The following is a 16,536-nucleotide window of genomic DNA, read 5'->3' as shown; positions in this document are numbered from 1 at the left end:
TCCAGTGGCGGCAGGTTCGGGCTCCGGCGTCCCGAGGGCCGGCGGCGCCGTGCGCGAGCGATCCACACGGCAGTTCCAGGCGGTGCTGGCCGAGCTCGAGACGTTCGACGACTTCCGCAGCGCCCAGGACATCCATTCAGGCATGCGCGCGCGAGGCGCGTCGGTCGGGCTGGCGACGGTCTACCGTGCGCTGCAGTCACTCGTCGACTCCGGAAGGGTCGACGTCCTGCGCACCGACACGGGCGAAGCCGTGTATCGGGAGTGCGGTGGAACCCACCACCACCACCTGGTGTGCCGTTCCTGCAGCAAGGCCGTCGAGATCCAGGGGCCCGCAGTGGAGCGCTGGGCCGACCAGATGGCCGACACGCACGGGTTCACCGACGTGAGCCACACCGTGGAGCTGTTCGGGACCTGCACGGACTGCCAAGGCCGCTCGCTCAGCGGCTGACCCGGACGACGAGGCACGCGGGCTGCACCACGAAGCGCACCGTGGCCGCCTCGGTGAGTACGTCACCGTCGACCTCGCACAGCTGAGCCGGGTCGGCCCGCAGGGTCAGGTGACGACCTCGGTCTCGCTGCAGCGACGGCCCGTCCCCGCGCTCGGCCAGGACCCGTGACGCCACCGCGACCCACTCGCGCAGGCTCTCCGGACTGATCGTCGCGACGTCGAGCAGTCCGTCGTCGACCTCGGCGTCGGGCAGCAGCACCATCCCGCCAGTGAGCTCGCCGCAGTTGCCGACCACGACCGTGCGGACCTGACCGGCGGCCGCGGTGCGACCGTCGACCTCGAGGTCGAGGCTGAAGGGGTCGTCGGTCAGGTGCCTGCCGCCGCTGGCGACGTACGCCGCCCAACCGGCCTTGTCCTTCACGCCCTCCGGCGCGTCATCCATGATCTGGGCGTCGAAGCCGACCCCGGCCATGACGGTGAAGCAGTGCACGTTGTCCGCGGCGGTGCTCAGGTCACCGGTCCGCTGGTCGTCGTCCGGGTCGACGACCAGCCAGCCGACGTCGATGGTGCGGTCCTGGCCCGAGAATGCCGCCTCGGCGGCCTCGGCCAGGGAGTCGATCGGGAGGCCGAGGTTGCGGGCCAGCAGGTTGCCGGTCCCGCCCGGCAGGAGGCCGAGCGGCACCCCGGTGCCGACGAGCTCCTGGGCCACCGCCCGGACCGTCCCGTCGCCGCCGAGGGCGCACACCAGCTCGGCGCCGTCCCTGACTGCCTGGCGGGTCTGCCCGAAGCCGGGGTCGTCCTCGGTCGTCTCGACCAGGGTCAGCGTCCCGACGTCCGACGAGGCGGCCGCGTCCTCGAGCACCGGGCGCGCCTCGTCGAGGTCGACCTTCGTCGGGTTGACCACGACCACGACCCCAGAGGTCTTCACCGGCGTACTGTCGCACGGCCCCGGCCGGCGGGATTGTCGGCGCGGACGCCTGGGTACCCAGGCTTCCGAGGGAGACACACATGAACAGCATCGATGACCGGGCCGGCGACATGAGCGGCTCAGCGAAGACCGCAGCGGCCAAGGCCAGCAACAACCCCGTGGTCGAGTGGGGAGCTCGGCTCGGCTACGGCGCCAACGGCGTCCTGCACCTGCTGCTCGCCTGGCTGGCAGTTCAGGTCGCAATCGGCGGTGGCGGCAAGCAGGCGAGCCAGTCGGGAGCGTTGGGCACCCTCGCCGAAGAGCCCGTCGGCCAGGCACTGCTGTGGGTGCTGGCCGTGGGCTTCGTCCTGCTCGCCGTGTGGCAGGTGACCGAGATCGTCACGCAGCAGGAGGCGTTCGAGAAGGCGAAGGCCGGGGGCAAGCTCGTCCTCTACGCCGCACTGGCCTGGACGTCGTTCGTCTTCGCCTCCGGTGGCCGCACCTCGAGCAACAAGGAGACCAAGGACTTCACGGCCACCCTGATGGACGCGCCGGCCGGCCAGCTGCTCGTCGGGCTGGTGGGGGTCGTCGTCCTCGGGATCGCCGGCTACCACGTCTACAAGGGCTGGAAGAAGAAGTTCCTCGAGGACCTGCAGGAGCACCCGGGCCACTGGGCCGTCGTCGCCGGCCGGATCGGCTACATCGCCAAGGGCATCGCACTCGTGGCCGTCGGGGTGCTGTTCATCACGGCCGCGATCCAGCACCGCGCCGGCAAGGCGAACGGCCTGGACGGTGCGCTCCGCTCGCTGCTGGACCTGCCCGCCGGCCAAGTCATCCTGCTGGGCATCGCGCTGGGCCTGGCGGCCTACGGCGTCTACTCGTTCGCCCGGGCCCGCTACGCCCGCGTGTGAACCGACACGTCGCTCGCGCGGTCGCCGCGCCTCAGCCAGAACCACGCGACAAGGGCCGCGACCGTGCCGTTGAGGAGGGCCACGAGCAGGTCGCTCACGTGGTGCATGCCCCGGTAGAGACGAGCCGTCGCGACGAGGAGCGGCACCGCGATGCACACGCCCACCACGACGCTGCGCAGCATGGGGTTCGGGATCCGGAAGGCCATCAGCGCCAGCGTGAGGTAGAGGCCCGTGGCGGCACCGGTGTGCCCGCTGGGAAAGCTCGAGGTGGGCGGGGAGTCGTCGAGCTTCTCGACGTCCGGGCGCTCCCGGTCGATCAGGAGCGTGGTGAAGAAGAAGACCACCGCCTGCAGGCTGATCGCGATCAGCGGCACCACGGCGTACCACCACTGCCTGGTCCGCCACCACACAAGCGCGACCACGAGCAGGCACACGCCGATGATGCTGACCGTCGCGCCCGTCCACGAGAAGAAGAGCGTCACCCCGTCCCACAACGACGTCCGCGACGACTCGAGGTCCCGGTTGACGCCCTCCTCGGAGATGCCCAGGTCCTTCAGCGGGCCGTCGGTCAGCAGCCAACCCGTGCCGATCACCGCCAGCCACCACGCCACCACCGGGGCGACGGCGCGGACCGCGAGGTCACGGCCCGCGTCCCTCGGGGCGGGTCGGGAGGTGTCGTCCTGCCAGCGGGTGAGGAGCGTCATCGGTCGGCGCCTTTCTTGGTGGTGGGGGTCGGCGGATGCCAACCCACGTACCCCGCGTACGACGCCGCCGTCAGGCCGCAGCCGAGCAGCACACCGGCCGTCACGTCGGACAGGAAGTGGGCGCCCGCGAACAGCCTGTCGGCGCATGTCACGACCACCCAGGCCGTGCCGAGGCCGACCAGCAGCCGTCGCACTCCAGTACCCAGGAGGGGCCAGACCAACAGGAGGACCGCGGTGACCACGATGGCGTTGTTGGTGGCGTGCCCCGAGGGGAAGGAGAACCCGGAGTGCTGAGCGATCGGGTCGTCGATCTCGGGGCGGGCGCGACGTACGACGAGCTTGAGGACGGTGGCGAGACCCCAACCCACCGCCATCGTCGCCATGGCCCACCACGCGCGGGTGCGGTAGTCCTTGGCGAACCAGCAGTAGAGGCTCACCGGCACGCCCAGGAGCAGATACATCACGAACGGCTGGCTGATGCGCTCCCAGGCTTCGACGAACGAGCTGAAGTCCGGGTGGTCGCGCGTGTAGTCGGTCGCGGCCCGGATCACGTCCTGGTCGAAACGCACCAGCGGGTCGAACTTGGTGCGGACGAGGAACGCCAGCAGCCCGAGCGGCACGGCGACCAGGACCGCGTAGACGACCGCCCTCGTCAGCCGGCGTACCCGGGATCCAGGGTCACCGGTCATCGCTGCCTCCCCTCACCGTCGGTGCCGCGGAGCCGCAGATCAGTCCAGAGCTCACGCGTCCTGAGGAGGTACCCAGGATGAGCGTCGACGTCCGCGAGTGGTTTCTGACCAGCGAGGAGAGGGAGAACCCGCACACCCGGATCGACGAGGTCCGCGGCGACGGCACCGCCTGGAGCGGCGGCAACACCGTGCGGGCGATCGTGCACGGGCGCCCCTACTTCGCCGAGCTCCACGAGCGCATCAGTGAGCTGGGCCCGGGCGACCGCTTCTACTTCGCCGACTGGCAGGGCGACCCCGACCAGCTGCTGACCGACGACCCTGGCTCGGCGCTCAGCACCACGCTCGTCGCCGCCGTCGAGCGTGGCGTCGACGTCCGCGGGCTGCTCTGGCGTTCCCACTGGCACCGGCTGGGCTTCAGCGCCCACCGGCACCGCCATCTGGGCGAGGAGATCAGCGAGGCCGGTGGGCAGTGCCTGCGGGACATGCGGGTGCGCAGCCGCGGCGCGCACCACCAGAAGTTCGTGGTGATCCGACATCGGGACGACCCCAGCCGCGACGTGGCGTACGTCGGAGGGATCGACCTCTGCCACGGGCGTCGCGACGACCACGACCATCGCGGTGACCGGCAGTCGGTGGTGCTCGCGAAGGCCTACGGCCCGACCCCCGCGTGGCACGACGTCCAGGTGGCCATCCAGGGACCAGCGGTCCACGACGTCGAGACCACGTTCCGCGAGCGGTGGGAGGACTCCACCCCGCTGACGGTGAACCCGGGGCGTCTGCTGTCGAGCCTGTTCCACCGCGAGGACCTCTCCCCCGAGCCACTCGGCGACCAGGCGCCGCCCCCGGAAGAGCGACCGGACGGGAACGAGATCGTGCAGATCATCCGCACCTACCCGGTGATCGCCCCCAAGGGCTTCGACTTCGCTCCGGAGGGTGAGCGCTCCGTGATGCTGGGCAACCTCAAGGCGATCGCCCAGGCCGACCGGCTGGTCTACGTCGAAGACCAGTACCTCTGGTCGGAGGAGGTGGGCGAGCACTTCGCCGCGGCGCTGCGCGACAAGCCCGAGCTCCGGCTGGTCGTCGTGCTGCCGATGGTGCCCGACCTCGAGGGCGTGCTCGCGGAGGTGCCGCAGCTCTATGGCCGGAGCCTGGCCATGCGCAGGATCATCGAGGCGGGCGGCGACCGGGTCGCGGTGTTCGGTCTCTGCAACGACGAAGGTCTGCCCGTCTACGTGCACTCCAAGACCTGCGTCATCGACCACCGCTGGGCCAGCGTCGGGTCCGACAACCTCAACCGTCGCTCGTGGACGGGCGACAGCGAGATCGCCTGCACGGTCGTGGACACACGTGGCGACGTCGACGAGGCGGCCCCCGAGGACGCGTTCCCCCGGGTGCTGCTGCGGACACTGGTCGCCGAGCACCTCGGCTGCGACCCCGACCAGGTCCCGGAGGACCCGCACGACCTGTTCGACGCGATGGTGGCCTGCGCCGATGCCCTCGACGAGTTCTACGAGGGTGGTCGTCCGGACAGGCAGAGCGGCATCCGCGGCCGGCTCTCCGGCCGGCTGCCGCAACGGCTCGCGCCGATCCCACGATCGGTGGTCGCCCATGTCCCCGGCCACCGCAGGCGGCGGGAGCGGGTCCGCCTCCGCGCCGAGCGCCTGTCCGCGAGGGGCGGGCGTCCCCCCGGACGGCTACGCCGACTGGCGGCACCCGAGCTGACTGCGGCCCAGCTGAAGTGGGCACCTCGCCTCTACGACCTGCTCTTCGACCCTGATGGTCGACCCGACCCGGGAGTGGGCAACTGACCGTGGGCAGGAAGCGCGGCACTGGTGCGTGGAGCGCGGACCCGCGCGAGGCGCTGGTGGCCGACCAGGACTTCGACCTCGACCGGATGGACCGTGGCGCCACCCCGGGCTGGGATGCCGACAAGGGCGCCGCGAAGAAGTTCGGGGCGAAGCGCGGCGACCTGCTCAGCGAGCTGCAGGAGCGTCTCTTCGCCGAAGGGAGCGCTGGAGGGACCCGCGCTCTCCTGGTGATCGTCCAGGGGCTCGACACGGCCGGCAAGGGCGGCGTCGCCCGGCACGTCATGAGCATGGTCGACCCCCAGGGCGTGGCCCTCCGGTCGTTCGGGCCTCCCAGCGAGGCCGAGCAGAAGCACCACTTCCTGTGGCGGATCCGCAAGGAGCTCCCCCGCCCCGGACTCATCGGGGTCTTCGACCGGTCGCACTACGAGGACGTGCTGGTCGCGCGTGTCGACGGGCTGGTGTCCCGCCACATCTGGGAGCGCCGCTACGACGAGATCAACACGTTCGAGAGCGACCTCGCCGCGGCGGGCACGACGATCCTGAAGTTCGGGATGATGGTGAGCCACGACGAGCAGGGCGTGCGCCTGATGAAGCGGCTCGACCGCCCCGACAAGCACTGGAAGTACAGCTCCAGCGACCTGCCGGCCCGGCGCCAGTGGGGCGACTACCAGGAGGCGTACGCCGACGTCTTCCGTCGTACGTCCACCGACGCGGCGCCCTGGTACGTCGTCCCGGCCGACCACAAGTGGTACGCCCGGCTGGCCATCACCGAGATCCTCACCCAGACCCTGGTCGACCTGGACCCGCAGTGGCCCGCGGTCCGCTGGGACCCGCAGGTCCAACGCCGCGAGCTCGCCCGCACGATGAGCACCAGCGCCCTGGCAGCCTCGCTCGCGGAGACCGAGGAGCAGGTGGGAAAGGCCGTCAAGGAGGACCGCAAAGTCAGCAAGCAGGCCGCCCGCGCTCGCCGGGTGGGCGACGGCTCCGACGACTCCGACCCGGTGGCCGAGGCCGAGGCCAGGGCACGGGCCGCCGACGCCGCCGCGAAGGCGGCCGAGGCGATGGCTGCCCTGGAGCGCACCCGCCAGCAGAAGGCCGACCTGCTCGCCGGGCGCGAGGACGGCTGACCGGACCCGCACCCTGTGGGGTCAGATCCCCGCCGACCGAGGCGGGTACCGGCCCGCCATGATCGATGACGCGCACCACCGGCCCGACGGCGTCTCCGACGAGACGGTCGAGGCGATCGGCAAGTTCTCCGCCGCCCTCGACCACGTCGAGGAGGCGCGAGGACACCTCTACGCCTTCCACCGGCTCATGGGCAGCGGGGAGAGCACGCTGGAGGAGGCCTACGAGCTGATCCGGAACGTCCCGGGACTCGAGGAGTACGCCGAGGCGATGGACCGCGACGTGCTGGGGCGCAACCCGCTTCCAGGGATGTGGTCCTTCCAGATGGTCGAGGCCTACGACGACGAGTTCTACGCCGCCGTCAAGGGGCTGCTCCAGCGGATGCTCGACGAGCAGCTCGAGGGCAGGCGGCACATCTTCGAGGCCGAGATGAAGGAGCTGCGGCGCACCCCCGGCAACAGAGGGCACGAGATGACGCCCGCCGACGTCGCGGCGGATCAGGGAATGTCCTAGGCGCGTGCGGTGGCTCAGCGCCAGCCGAGCTCCGGAGCGACGTAGCGGACGATGCTGTCCAGCAGGTGTGCGTTGTAGTCGACACCGAGCTGGTTGGGGATCGTCAGCAGCAGCGTGTCCGCAGCCGCGACCGCCTCGTCCTCGGCGAGGTCCTTGACGAGCTGATCAGGCTCGCCGGCGTAGGTCTTGCCGAACCGGGCGGTGCCACCGTCGATGAACCCCACCTGGTCCTCGCTGCGCGACTCCGCACCGAAGTAGGCGCGGTCGGTGGCGTTGACGATCGGGAAGATGCTGCGGCTGACGCTCACCCGGGGCTCCCGCTCGTGGCCGGCGGCCCGCCACGCGTCGTGGAACATCTGGATCTGCTCGGCCTGGAGCTGGTGGAACGGCACGCCCGTGTCCTCGGTGAGCAGGGTCGAGCTCATCAGGTTGAGCCCCCGCTCGGCCGTCCACACCGCGGTCTTGCGGGTGCCGGCTCCCCACCAGATGCGGTCGCGCAGGCCCGGCGACTGCGGCTCGATGCCGAGCAGGCCCGGCGGGTTGGGGAACATCGGCCGGGGGTTGGGCTCGGCGAAGCGCTTGCCGTCGATCACCTCGAGGAACACCCGGGCGTGCTCCCGGGCCATCTCGGCGTGGTCGCTGCCCTCGCCGGGGTCGTAGCCGAAGTACTTGTAGCCCTCGACGACCTGCTCCGGTGAGCCCCGGCTGATGCCGAGCTGCAGCCGGCCACCCGCGATCAGGTCCGCGGCGCCGGCGTCCTCGGCCATGTAGAGGGGGTTCTCGTAACGCATGTCGATCACACCCGTGCCGAGCTCGATCCGGCTCGTCCGGGCACCCGCCGCGGCCAGCAGCGGGAACGGCGAGGCGAGCTGTCGCGCGAAGTGGTGGACACGGAAGTACGCGCCATCCGCACCCACCTCTTCGGCGGCGACCGCCAGGTCGATCGACTGGAGCAGGACGTCGGAGGCCGAGCGCGCCTGCGAGTGCGGCGACGGCGTCCAGTGCCCGAAGGACAGGAACCCGATCTTCTTCATGATTCAACAACATATCGTCGGGCCTGGGTGTTCCTGCCCTCCGGGACGCCCCGGCGCCGGCGGCTGAACAGGTCAGCCGCGGAGGCCGCCCACCTCGACGAGCACGTCGCCGAGGGACTTCTGCAGCTGCTCGCTGCCGCCGGCCCGAACCAGCTCGAGCGCCTGCTCGACCAGCAGGGTGGTGATGGGGTCGCTCAGGTCGTCGAACGACCCGTGCTTCTTCGGCGGCCACGGGCGCGGCCAGCCGGTGCCGCACCAGTCGTCGAACTCCCACGCCGCGGTGATCGCCCGCAGCTTGCCGTTCGCGGTGACCTTGACCTGCTCGGCGGTCACGGCCTTGCCGGCCACCTCCGCCACCTGGCGGGTGATGTCGTACGACGCCACGGCGCCGATCCGGGAGACGACGACCGAGGCCAGCACGGCGTCGATCTCGTGCACGAAGCGGGCACGGATGAGGAGCTGCCACGGCACGTTGTCAGCGCCGGGGAAGTTGTCTGGGTCCCACATGGGTCCTCCTGAGGTCGGGCGCCGGACCCGATGCCCGGGCGCTCACCTGGAGGAGGCGGCTGGGCCGCTGCTGATACCTCCGCGGATTCGGTCACGACCGAATGGTCGAGCCGGCCCGCCAGTTCTTCGGATACTCGCGACCCCAAGCGTTGAGAGAGGTGGCCGACGATGGCACGGACGACGGCAAGGACGACACGAGCGCTGGTGGCCCTGTCCGCCGCCGGAGCGCTCGCACTGAGCGCCTGCGGCAGCGACGACGACGGGGGCGGCGGCGGGGGCGAGGGGGCGCCGTCCGCGGCACCGACCGACCTGGCCGACACCGGCAACTTCGCCGACCCGGACCGCCAAGGGCCGGTCGAGATCGAGGGCGCGCAGGAGGGCGGCACGGTGAAGGTCATCTCCTTCACGCCCCTGGAGACGATGGACCCCAGCGAGATCTACTACGTACACACCAACGCGATCTCGACCGCGCTCCTCAACCGCTCGCTGACGCAGTTCGTCTACGACGAGGAGAACAACCAGGCGGTGCTGGTGCCCGACCTGGCCACGGACCTCGGCACGCCAAACGAGGACTTCACCGAGTGGACCTTCACCATCCGCGACGGGGTGAGGTACGAGGACGGCACCCCGGTCACCGCCGCCGACGTGAAGTTCGGCATGGAGCGGACCATGGACCTCGAGACGTTCCCCGAGTCCCCCGGCGGCTACTCCAAGGAGTACTTCGCCGGCGGCGCCGACTACGAGGGTCCCTACACCGGCAAGGGCGCCACGCTCGACTCGATCGCCGTGGACGGCAACACCCTGACCATCACGATGTCCAAGCCGTTCCCGGACATGCCCTACTGGGGCGCCTTCCCGGCCAACGGCCCGATCCCCGCGGACCAGGCCGCCAACCCGGCGGCGTACGCCAACCGCCCGCTCTCGACGGGCCCCTACAAGATCGCGGACTACACGCCCAAGGAGACGCTGGTCCTGGTCCGCAACGACCAGTGGGACCCGGCGACCGACCCGGGCCGCACGCAGTACCCGGACGGCTACGAGTTCGACTTCACTGTGCCGAGCGAGAAGATCGACACGCTGCTGCTCAACGACCAGGGAGACGCCAAGGACACGCTGACCTTCGACGACGTCCTCGGCACCGACTACCGCAAGTTCCAGGAGCAGGCCGCGGACCGGCTCGTCCCGGGCCCCACCCCGTGCACCCGCTACTGGGCACCTGACTACCGCAAGGTCACCGACATCAACGTCCGCCGGGCCATCGCCCTGGCCTACCCGACCCGGTCCGCCATCAAGGCGCAGGGACTCATCGAGGGCATCAACCGCTACCCGGCCAGCACCCTCCTCCCCCCGGGCACTCCCGGACGGGTCGAGTACACCGCGGTCGAGGGCCTCGAACCCGGCACCCCCGACCCGGCGGCGGCCCGGGCGCTGCTCGAGCAGGCGAACGCGGTCGGTTTCGAGCTGAAGTTCCTGTTCCCGACCGACGACCCGGACGCGGTGAACGCGAAGGACGCGATCGCCAAGGGTCTGGAGGAGGCCGGCTTCAAGGCGACTCCCGTCCCCACGACCACCGAGAACCTCACCACCGACAGGGAGAACCCGAACAACGACCTCAACATCCGTAGCGCCGGCTGGTGCGCCGACTGGCCGTCGGGTGGATCGTGGTTCCCGGTGCTCCACAAGACCGAGGACATCGAGACGCTGGGCCAGATCAGCAACAACTACGCCCTGTTCTCCGAGCCGGACGTCGACCAGCGGATCGACGACATCCTGGCCCTGCCGATCGACGACCAGGCGGACGCCTGGGGCGAGCTGGACAAGTACATCAGCGAGACCTACCTCCCGCTGATCCCGCTCACCTACGACGGCGTCATCCAGGTCCATGGCTCCAACGTCAACGGCCACTACGACGACCTCGTCCTGGGGATGCCGACCTTCAAGAGCATCTGGCTCACCCAGGGCTGACCCAGCGAGGTCGGGTCGGGACCCCGGGCCTTTCCCTCGGGGTCCCGACCGATACCAACCCGTGACCAGATCCGCCCGACCGAGACCTGGGCGTTATGGGATCGATAGTCCGATCTGACCCCCTCTGGTTAGCGTCACGAGCAACCAGAGGGGGTCAGGCGGTTGCTCAGCATCGCGGTCAGCACCGACGACGTCGCGGCGGTGCGGTTCGCACCGAACGCCGTGTGGGAGGCCTTCTCGAGCATCCGGGCGATCGTCCACCCGCGCTCCCACCTGCTGCACTCGCGCCTGGACAAGCTGCTGCCGGGACGGCCCAACTTCGACCTCGGGTTCCTGCTCGACCTGGCCGGGCCCCCGAAGTGGGTGCCGGACACGCTCGGGCCGGTGCCGACCGGGAGCATCCACCGGCCGATCGAGCAGTACGAGGCGCTGCGCGAGACCGACCTCGACCTGGTGGCCGGCGACCTGTGCTGGCTGGGTGAGCTGGCGCCCAAGAGTGTCCGGCCGGACATGCGGCCCGAGGAGTTCCTCGAGCGGCTCACCGCCGCGCTCATCGGCTACCACCGCGCGGTCCTGGCGCCGCTGTGGGACCGGGTCATCGCCATCACCGAGGCGGACATCGCCCACCGTCGCGCGTCCATGCTGGAGCACGGCCTCGGGGTGGCCATCGGCGACCTGCACGAGAAGCTCTCCTACGCCAACGCCGAGATCCGGGTCGACATGGCCGAGCACCAGATCGACGTGGAGGCGACCGGGTCCGGGGTGTGGTTCGTCCCGTCGGTGTTCATCTGGCCGTGGGTCTCGGTCGAGTTCGAGACGGCGCAGCCGGTGGTGTCCTACGCCGCCCGCGGCGCCGGTCTGGTCTGGGAGCGACCACGGGACAACGGGCTGTCGCTGTCGAGTCTCATCGGGCGCTCGCGGGCCGCCATCCTCGAGCACCTGGTGGTGCCCCGGACGACGACCTGGCTGGCCGACACGCTCGACCTGGCACCGGCGACGGTCAGCGCCCATCTGGCCGTGATGTCCGCATCCGGCCTGCTGCAGTCCCGCAAGTCCGGCCGCCAGGTGCTCTACGCCCGCACCCAGGTCGCGGACGTCCTGCTCAACGGCGAGTTCCCGCTGAAGCGCCCGGTGTGACCCGCGACAGTTCAGGAGCGGGTGAGCTCAGCCTCCTGCACCATCCGTGACAGCTTCTCCGGGTTGCGCACGGTGTAGATCGCCGAGACGAGCCCGTCGTCGACCCGCACCGAGAGCACGGAGTCCGTGTCGCCGTCGAGCCGGATGAGCAGCGCCGGCCAACCGTTGACGTTCACGAGCTCCATCGACATGCCCAGGTCCCGGGCCGTGGTGATCCCGAGCGCCATGAGCTTGCCCACCTTGTCGGCGCCCATGACCGGCCGCGGCAACGCCTGCTTGAGACCGCCTCCGTCGCCGAGCGCCACGACGTCGGGCGCGAGCACGTCGACCAGCGCCTGGAGATCGCCGGTGTCGAGCGCCCGCATGAACGCCTCCAGTGCAGACCTGGCCTGCGTTTGGGAGGGAGCACCCCGAGGCCTGCGGTCCGCCACGTGTGCCCGGGCGCGGTGGGCGATCTGCCGCACCGCCCCCTCGCTCTTGCCGACCGCCTCGGCCAGCTCGCCGTAGCCGAGGTCGAACACGTCACGAAGCAGGAACACCGCCCGCTCGGTCGGGGTCAGGGTCTCCAGCACCAGCAGCATCGCCGTCGACAGGCTGTCCGCCAGCTCGACGTCCTCGGCCACGTCGCGGGTGGTCAGCAGGGGCTCGGGCAGCCAGGGACCGACGTAGTCCTCCCGCCGCCGCGCCAGCATGCGCATCCGGTCGAGGGCCGTGCGGGTCACGATGCGCACCAGGAAGGCCCGGTGGTCGCGGACCTCGGCCTGGTCGACTCGCGACCACTTCAGCCACGACTCCTGCACGACGTCCTCGGCGTCGGCTGCCGAGCCGAGCATCTCGTAGGCGACGGTGAACAGGAGCCGTCGGTGGGTGAGGAACGCGTCGCCGGCTGCGGGGTCGATCACGGGGTCGGTCACGGGGTCGGTCACGGCATCGAGCTACGGGCGGGCCGGACCGCGAGCGGCTCCAGCCCGCACGCGTCTGCGAAGTGCTCCGAGGGGATCCCCAGCGCGACGTTGGACCGGGCCGCGAGGTTCATGAAGCCGACCTTGGCGGTGAGCTCGATCAGCCCGTCGGCGCCGAGCTCGTCGAGCAGCGCCGCTGACATCGCGTCGGTCACCTCCGGCGGCGTCTGGCACATCGCGACGGCGTACTCGATCACCCGACGTTCGAGCGCGGAGAACGCCTGGGACTCCCGCCACCGCGGCACCTCGCGCGCCTTCTCCACGGACAGTCCCTTGTTGTGGGCCATGAAGTAGTTGAGGTCCAGGCAGGCGCCGCAGCCGATCTCGGCCGCGGCGGCCATGACCGCGAACGTCGCGAGGCCGTGGTCGAGGCGGTCCCACCTCTCGGTCCTGACGCCGATCCGCATCATGTCCTTGAAGACGGCGGGGTGGTTCCACATCACCTCGACATTCTCGGGGACGCGACCGAGCTTCTTCCGGACCGCCAGCTTGAGCAGGCTGCCCTGGAAGCCGCTCAGTTCGGTCTTGGGAACACGCGGGTTGTCGGTCATGTGGGTCTCCTTCGTCGGTGGTCCACATGAAGACGACGGCGCTGCCCTGTCTGTGACACTGGCGAGGTGACCGAACTCAATGTCCTCGGCCAGGAGCTCCAGCCCTGCAGCACCGAGCCGATGACAGGGTTCCTCCGCGACGGCTGCTGCCACACCGGCGGCGACGAGCGGGTCATGCACACGATCTGCGCCGTGGTCAGTGCCGAGTTCCTCGCCCACCAGGAGCGCATCGGCAACGACCTCACCACCCCGAGGCCCGAGTTCCGCTTCCCCGGGCTCGTCCCCGGCGACAGCTGGTGCGTGACCGCGCACAACTGGGCCCGTGCCCACGCCGACGGCGCGGCCGCGCCGGTCGTCCTCGCCTCGACCAACCAGGCGGTGCTCCGGCTCATCCCGCTCGAGGTGCTCCAGCAGTACGCCGTCGACGTGCCCTCGGACCCCGGGGCGCTCGATCTCTAGGACGTCGCCTGGCGCCGGAGCATCCGGTCCGCGACTCGTGGCAGGTGGCGGATCACCGAGTGACCGAGGCGGCCGTCGAGCGCCGGGATCACCAGGTTGGGTCGCTTGGGGAGCACCTTGAGCAGGTAGGACGCCACCTCCTCCGGCTCGAGGGTCTTCACCTTCTCCTCGGCCGCCAGCACCTCGGCCGGCTTGGTCTTGTTCTCCTCGTCGAACCCGGGCGTGCGGGTGTTCGGCGGGCACAGGGTTGCCACGTGCACGCCGTGCGGGCGCAGCTCGCGGCGCAGCGCCTCGCTGAACCCGACCACCGCGAACTTGGAGGCCGAGTAGCCGGCATACCCGAACACGCCGGTCAGCCCCGCCATCGACGAGGTGGTCACGATGGTCCCCCGGCCGGCTTCGACAAGGTGCGGCACGAGCGCGTGGCAGACATGAACGGTGCCGAGGTAGTTGGTCTCCATCATCGCCCGCACGTTGTCGATCGGAGCCTCGTGGAACCACTCGGCGCGCGCGAACCCAGCGGTCGACACAACCAGGTCCGGAGTGCCCAGGTCCTCGATGGCCCGGTCGAGCGCCGTCGTGGTGGCCGAGGCGTCGGTCACGTCGAGCCGGGCGACGTACGCCGTCCCGCCGATCGACTCGTTGGCGGCCCGCAGCTTCTCGTCGGAGCGGCCGAAGATCGCGACCGTGACGCGCTGCCGGGCCAGCTGCTGCGCGACGGCCAGCCCGATCCCCTCCGAACCGCCGACCACGAACGCGCGCGTCCACGAGGCACCCATGGCTGCACCCTAGGGTCAGCCCGCCTCGGCGTACGCCTCGCGCAGCCAGGCCCTGACCTGGTCGTCGACCTCGTCGGTCGTGCGCAGCTCGAGGTGGTGCATCCAGGCCCGCGGCGACGGGTGGACGACCTGCTTCCAGCGCTCGGAGCCGGCCTCGTGCGACAGGGCGATGGACAGCGCCGCCGGCACGTCGCTCCGGACGTACTGCCCGGGGCGCCAGAGGTAGGCGAACCCGCGCCGCCGCTTGAACGCGACCTGGCTCTTGGACACCGCGACCGTCGCCTCGCCGATGCCGGCGACGGCGTCCGCGACCACGCGATAGATGGCGAGGGTCTCCGGGAACCCCTCGAAGAGCTCGTCCGCGGTCGGCACCGTCCCACCGTAGGAGCCAGGCAACCTCTACGGCGCAGATGTCGAGAACCCGGTGACGGCTCCGTCCCCGGGGTGAGCGCGGCCAGAATGGGCCGCACCGCACCGAGGAGACCAATCGTGAAGTACCTGCTGCTGAAGCACTACAACAGCGCGAAGCCGCTCGACTGCCCGCCGATGGACCAGTGGACCCCGGACGAGGTCACCGACCACATCCAGTTCATGCGGGACTTCGCCGCCAAGCTCGAGGCGACCGGCGAGTTCGTCAGCGCCGACGCGCTGGCTCCGGGCGGTGCCTGGGTGCGCTACGCCGGTGAGGGCAAGCCGCCCGTCGTCGACGGCCCGTTCGCGGAGACCAAGGAGCTGATCGCCGGCTGGATGATCATCGACGTCGACACCCAGGAGCGGGCATACGAGCTGGCGGGCGAGCTGTCCGCCGCTCCCGGCCCGAACGGCGAGCCGATCCACGAGTGGCTCGAGGTGCGGCCCTTCATGTCCGACGTCCCGGACATCGACTTCCACGGTGGATGAGCAGCTTCTCCGACGCCTCACCCCTGAGGTGACCGGCGTCCTCTTCCGGCGCGGAGCGGACTTCGCGTCGGCCGAGGACGCCGTCCAGGAGGCGCTCGTCTCGGCCTGGTCGACCTGGCCGTCCGACCCACCGCGGGACCCGAAGGCCTGGCTGGTCACCGCAGCCTGGCGCAGGTTCCTCGACGCGACGCGCTCCGAGTCGTCTCGGCTCGCCCGCGAGGAGCGTGCTCGCCTCGAGCCGCCGCCGGGCCCGGCCGAGACGACCGACGACACCCTCCACCTCTACTTCCTCTGCGCGCACCCGTCGCTCAGCCCGTCGTCGGCGGTCGCGCTGACGCTGCGCGCCGTCGGTGGCCTCACCACCAAGCAGATCGCGGCGGCCTACCTCGTCCCCGAGGCCACCATGGCCCAGCGCATCTCGCGGGCGAAGCGCACAGTCTCCGAGGTCCGGCTGGACTCGCCCGGCGATCTCGCCACTGTGCTCCGCACCCTCTACCTCGTGTTCAACGAGGGCTACACCGGCGATGTCGACCTCGCCGCCGAAGCCATCCGGCTCACGCGCCAGGTCGCCGACCTCACCGACCACCCCGAGGTCCACGGCCTGCTCGCACTGATGCTGCTCCACCAGGCCCGCCGGCCCGCTCGCACCGCCGCGGACGGCTCGCTGGTGACGCTCGCCGACCAGGACCGATCGCTCTGGGACACGACGGTCATCGCGGAGGCGGTCGAGATCCTCCAGGCCGCCCTGGCCCGCGACCGCCTCGGGGACTACCAGGCCCAGGCAGCGATCGCCGCGCTGCACGCCGATGCCCGGTCCTACGACGAGACCGACTGGGTCCAGATCGTCGGCTGGTACGACGAGCTGCTCCGCCTCACCGACAGCGCGGTCGTCCGCCTCAACCGGGCCGTGGCGATCGGGGAGGCGGACGGGCCCCGGGCCGGGCTGGCAGTGCTGGCCGAGCTCGACGCCGCCCTCCCCCGCTACACGGCGGTGGCGGCCCACCTGCACGAGAGGGCAGGCGACCTGGAGGAAGCCGCGCGGCTGTACGCCGAGGCAGCGGCCTCCGCGACGAGCTCCGCCGAGCGCGACCACCTGATCCGTCAGGTGGCGAGGCTGAACCAGAAGCGCTGACCAGA

At 70.9% G+C, this 16,536-nt stretch carries 19 protein-coding genes; 10 read left to right on the top strand and 9 right to left on the bottom strand.

The features are described from left to right. Window positions 1–4: 4 nt before the first annotated feature. Window positions 5–448 carry a Fur family transcriptional regulator gene (locus ACYVC6_RS14675; protein ID WP_460715121.1) on the top strand — a complete coding sequence of 148 codons (444 nt, stop codon included), beginning with the start codon at window positions 5–7 and terminating at the stop codon, window positions 446–448. On the opposite strand, the gene ACYVC6_RS14670 is transcribed toward ACYVC6_RS14675, so the two are convergent. Beyond that, entirely contained in the window at window positions 438–1,376 is a 939-nt protein-coding gene (locus ACYVC6_RS14670) for a diacylglycerol/lipid kinase family protein (RefSeq protein WP_460715120.1), read from the bottom strand. The two genes, ACYVC6_RS14675 and ACYVC6_RS14670, sit on opposite strands and share 11 nt — an antisense overlap. An 80-nt stretch (window positions 1,377–1,456) precedes the next feature. On the opposite strand from ACYVC6_RS14670, the gene ACYVC6_RS14665 reads away from it, so the two are divergent. After that, window positions 1,457–2,266, top strand: a complete 810-nt coding sequence (locus tag ACYVC6_RS14665) for a DUF1206 domain-containing protein (RefSeq protein WP_460715119.1) — start codon at window positions 1,457–1,459, stop codon at window positions 2,264–2,266. On the opposite strand, the gene ACYVC6_RS14660 is transcribed toward ACYVC6_RS14665, so the two are convergent. After that, window positions 2,251–2,970 carry a phosphatase PAP2 family protein gene (locus tag ACYVC6_RS14660; protein WP_460715118.1) on the bottom strand — a complete coding sequence of 240 codons (720 nt, stop codon included), beginning with the start codon at window positions 2,968–2,970 and terminating at the stop codon, window positions 2,251–2,253. The genes ACYVC6_RS14665 and ACYVC6_RS14660 overlap by 16 nt on opposite strands. After that, window positions 2,967–3,659 (bottom strand): phosphatase PAP2 family protein, encoded by a 693-nt coding sequence (locus tag ACYVC6_RS14655; protein WP_460715117.1) that lies wholly within the window; start codon window positions 3,657–3,659, stop codon window positions 2,967–2,969. Before ACYVC6_RS14655 ends, ACYVC6_RS14660 begins: the two co-directional genes overlap by 4 nt. 77 nt (window positions 3,660–3,736) lie before the next feature. Here ACYVC6_RS14655 and ACYVC6_RS14650 point away from each other — a divergent pair, with 77 nt between their 5' ends. From ACYVC6_RS14650 to ACYVC6_RS14640, 3 genes are read left to right on the top strand one after another with little or no spacing between them, the layout of a single operon-like run. Further along, window positions 3,737–5,467 (top strand): phospholipase D family protein, encoded by a 1,731-nt coding sequence (locus ACYVC6_RS14650; RefSeq protein WP_460715116.1) that lies wholly within the window; start codon window positions 3,737–3,739, stop codon window positions 5,465–5,467. 2 nt (window positions 5,468–5,469) lie between these two features. Next, window positions 5,470–6,594, top strand: a complete 1,125-nt coding sequence (locus ACYVC6_RS14645; RefSeq protein WP_460715115.1) for a PPK2 family polyphosphate kinase — start codon at window positions 5,470–5,472, stop codon at window positions 6,592–6,594. Window positions 6,595–6,652: 58 nt separating this feature from the next. Further along, window positions 6,653–7,105: a hypothetical protein gene (locus tag ACYVC6_RS14640; RefSeq protein WP_460715114.1), complete on the top strand. Its 453-nt coding sequence runs from the start codon at window positions 6,653–6,655 to the stop codon at window positions 7,103–7,105. Window positions 7,106–7,119: 14 nt separating this feature from the next. Here ACYVC6_RS14640 and ACYVC6_RS14635 read toward each other — a convergent pair whose 3' ends face one another. Next, a complete protein-coding gene (locus ACYVC6_RS14635) occupies window positions 7,120–8,139 on the bottom strand; it encodes an LLM class flavin-dependent oxidoreductase (RefSeq protein WP_460715113.1) in 1,020 nt (339 codons plus the stop codon). 72 nt (window positions 8,140–8,211) lie between these two features. Continuing rightward, window positions 8,212–8,646 (bottom strand): hypothetical protein, encoded by a 435-nt coding sequence (locus tag ACYVC6_RS14630; protein WP_460715112.1) that lies wholly within the window; start codon window positions 8,644–8,646, stop codon window positions 8,212–8,214. Window positions 8,647–8,814: 168 nt separating this feature from the next. On the opposite strand from ACYVC6_RS14630, the gene ACYVC6_RS14625 reads away from it, so the two are divergent. Then, the gene (locus tag ACYVC6_RS14625; protein WP_460715111.1) at window positions 8,815–10,611 is read left to right on the top strand and encodes an ABC transporter substrate-binding protein; all 1,797 of its coding nucleotides are present in this window, start codon (window positions 8,815–8,817) and stop codon (window positions 10,609–10,611) included. A 162-nt stretch (window positions 10,612–10,773) separates the two neighbouring features. Continuing rightward, entirely contained in the window at window positions 10,774–11,748 is a 975-nt protein-coding gene (locus tag ACYVC6_RS14620) for an ArsR/SmtB family transcription factor (RefSeq protein WP_460715110.1), read from the top strand. 11 nt (window positions 11,749–11,759) lie between these two features. Here ACYVC6_RS14620 and ACYVC6_RS14615 read toward each other — a convergent pair whose 3' ends face one another. Continuing rightward, a complete protein-coding gene (locus tag ACYVC6_RS14615) occupies window positions 11,760–12,674 on the bottom strand; it encodes an RNA polymerase sigma-70 factor (protein ID WP_460715109.1) in 915 nt (304 codons plus the stop codon). Further along, window positions 12,671–13,261 carry a carboxymuconolactone decarboxylase family protein gene (locus ACYVC6_RS14610; RefSeq protein WP_460715108.1) on the bottom strand — a complete coding sequence of 197 codons (591 nt, stop codon included), beginning with the start codon at window positions 13,259–13,261 and terminating at the stop codon, window positions 12,671–12,673. Before ACYVC6_RS14610 ends, ACYVC6_RS14615 begins: the two co-directional genes overlap by 4 nt. A gap of 66 nt (window positions 13,262–13,327) precedes the next feature. On the opposite strand from ACYVC6_RS14610, the gene ACYVC6_RS14605 reads away from it, so the two are divergent. Next, a complete protein-coding gene (locus ACYVC6_RS14605) occupies window positions 13,328–13,720 on the top strand; it encodes a DUF2237 family protein (RefSeq protein ID WP_460715107.1) in 393 nt (130 codons plus the stop codon). Here ACYVC6_RS14605 and ACYVC6_RS14600 read toward each other — a convergent pair. Continuing rightward, window positions 13,717–14,499, bottom strand: coding sequence for an SDR family oxidoreductase (locus ACYVC6_RS14600; protein ID WP_460715106.1), 783 nt, complete (start codon window positions 14,497–14,499; stop codon window positions 13,717–13,719). The two genes, ACYVC6_RS14605 and ACYVC6_RS14600, sit on opposite strands and share 4 nt — an antisense overlap. 15 nt (window positions 14,500–14,514) lie before the next feature. Then, window positions 14,515–14,871, bottom strand: a complete 357-nt coding sequence (locus ACYVC6_RS14595) for a DUF5655 domain-containing protein (protein WP_460715105.1) — start codon at window positions 14,869–14,871, stop codon at window positions 14,515–14,517. 117 nt (window positions 14,872–14,988) lie between these two features. Between ACYVC6_RS14595 and ACYVC6_RS14590 the strand changes: the two genes are divergently transcribed. Both ACYVC6_RS14590 and ACYVC6_RS14585 read left to right on the top strand, forming a co-directional pair. Beyond that, window positions 14,989–15,399, top strand: a complete 411-nt coding sequence (locus tag ACYVC6_RS14590; protein ID WP_460715104.1) for a YciI family protein — start codon at window positions 14,989–14,991, stop codon at window positions 15,397–15,399. Then, complete coding sequence (locus ACYVC6_RS14585; RefSeq protein ID WP_460715103.1) at window positions 15,392–16,531, top strand: RNA polymerase sigma factor; 1,140 nt, start codon at window positions 15,392–15,394, stop codon at window positions 16,529–16,531. The genes ACYVC6_RS14590 and ACYVC6_RS14585 overlap by 8 nt, the downstream gene beginning before the upstream one ends. Window positions 16,532–16,536 lie beyond the last annotated feature (5 nt).

The organism is Nocardioides dilutus (assembly GCF_054779555.1).
This window is presented reverse-complemented; position numbering and strand designations above follow the sequence as displayed.

What these genes read in the sequence shown, in the direction of transcription:
- ACYVC6_RS14665 (WP_460715119.1), top strand. Translation starts at nt 1,457, where the DNA reads ATGAACAGCATCGATGACCGGGCCGGCGACATGAGCGGCTCAGCGAAG.
- ACYVC6_RS14610 (WP_460715108.1), bottom strand. Translation starts at nt 13,261, where the DNA reads ATGACCGACAACCCGCGTGTTCCCAAGACCGAACTGAGCGGCTTCCAG.
- ACYVC6_RS14640 (WP_460715114.1), top strand. Translation starts at nt 6,653, where the DNA reads ATGATCGATGACGCGCACCACCGGCCCGACGGCGTCTCCGACGAGACG.
- ACYVC6_RS14655 (WP_460715117.1), bottom strand. Translation starts at nt 3,659, where the DNA reads ATGACCGGTGACCCTGGATCCCGGGTACGCCGGCTGACGAGGGCGGTC.
- ACYVC6_RS14650 (WP_460715116.1), top strand. Translation starts at nt 3,737, where the DNA reads ATGAGCGTCGACGTCCGCGAGTGGTTTCTGACCAGCGAGGAGAGGGAG.
- ACYVC6_RS14635 (WP_460715113.1), bottom strand. Translation starts at nt 8,139, where the DNA reads ATGAAGAAGATCGGGTTCCTGTCCTTCGGGCACTGGACGCCGTCGCCG.
- ACYVC6_RS14600 (WP_460715106.1), bottom strand. Translation starts at nt 14,499, where the DNA reads ATGGGTGCCTCGTGGACGCGCGCGTTCGTGGTCGGCGGTTCGGAGGGG.
- ACYVC6_RS14630 (WP_460715112.1), bottom strand. Translation starts at nt 8,646, where the DNA reads ATGTGGGACCCAGACAACTTCCCCGGCGCTGACAACGTGCCGTGGCAG.
- ACYVC6_RS14660 (WP_460715118.1), bottom strand. Translation starts at nt 2,970, where the DNA reads ATGACGCTCCTCACCCGCTGGCAGGACGACACCTCCCGACCCGCCCCG.
- ACYVC6_RS14625 (WP_460715111.1), top strand. Translation starts at nt 8,815, where the DNA reads ATGGCACGGACGACGGCAAGGACGACACGAGCGCTGGTGGCCCTGTCC.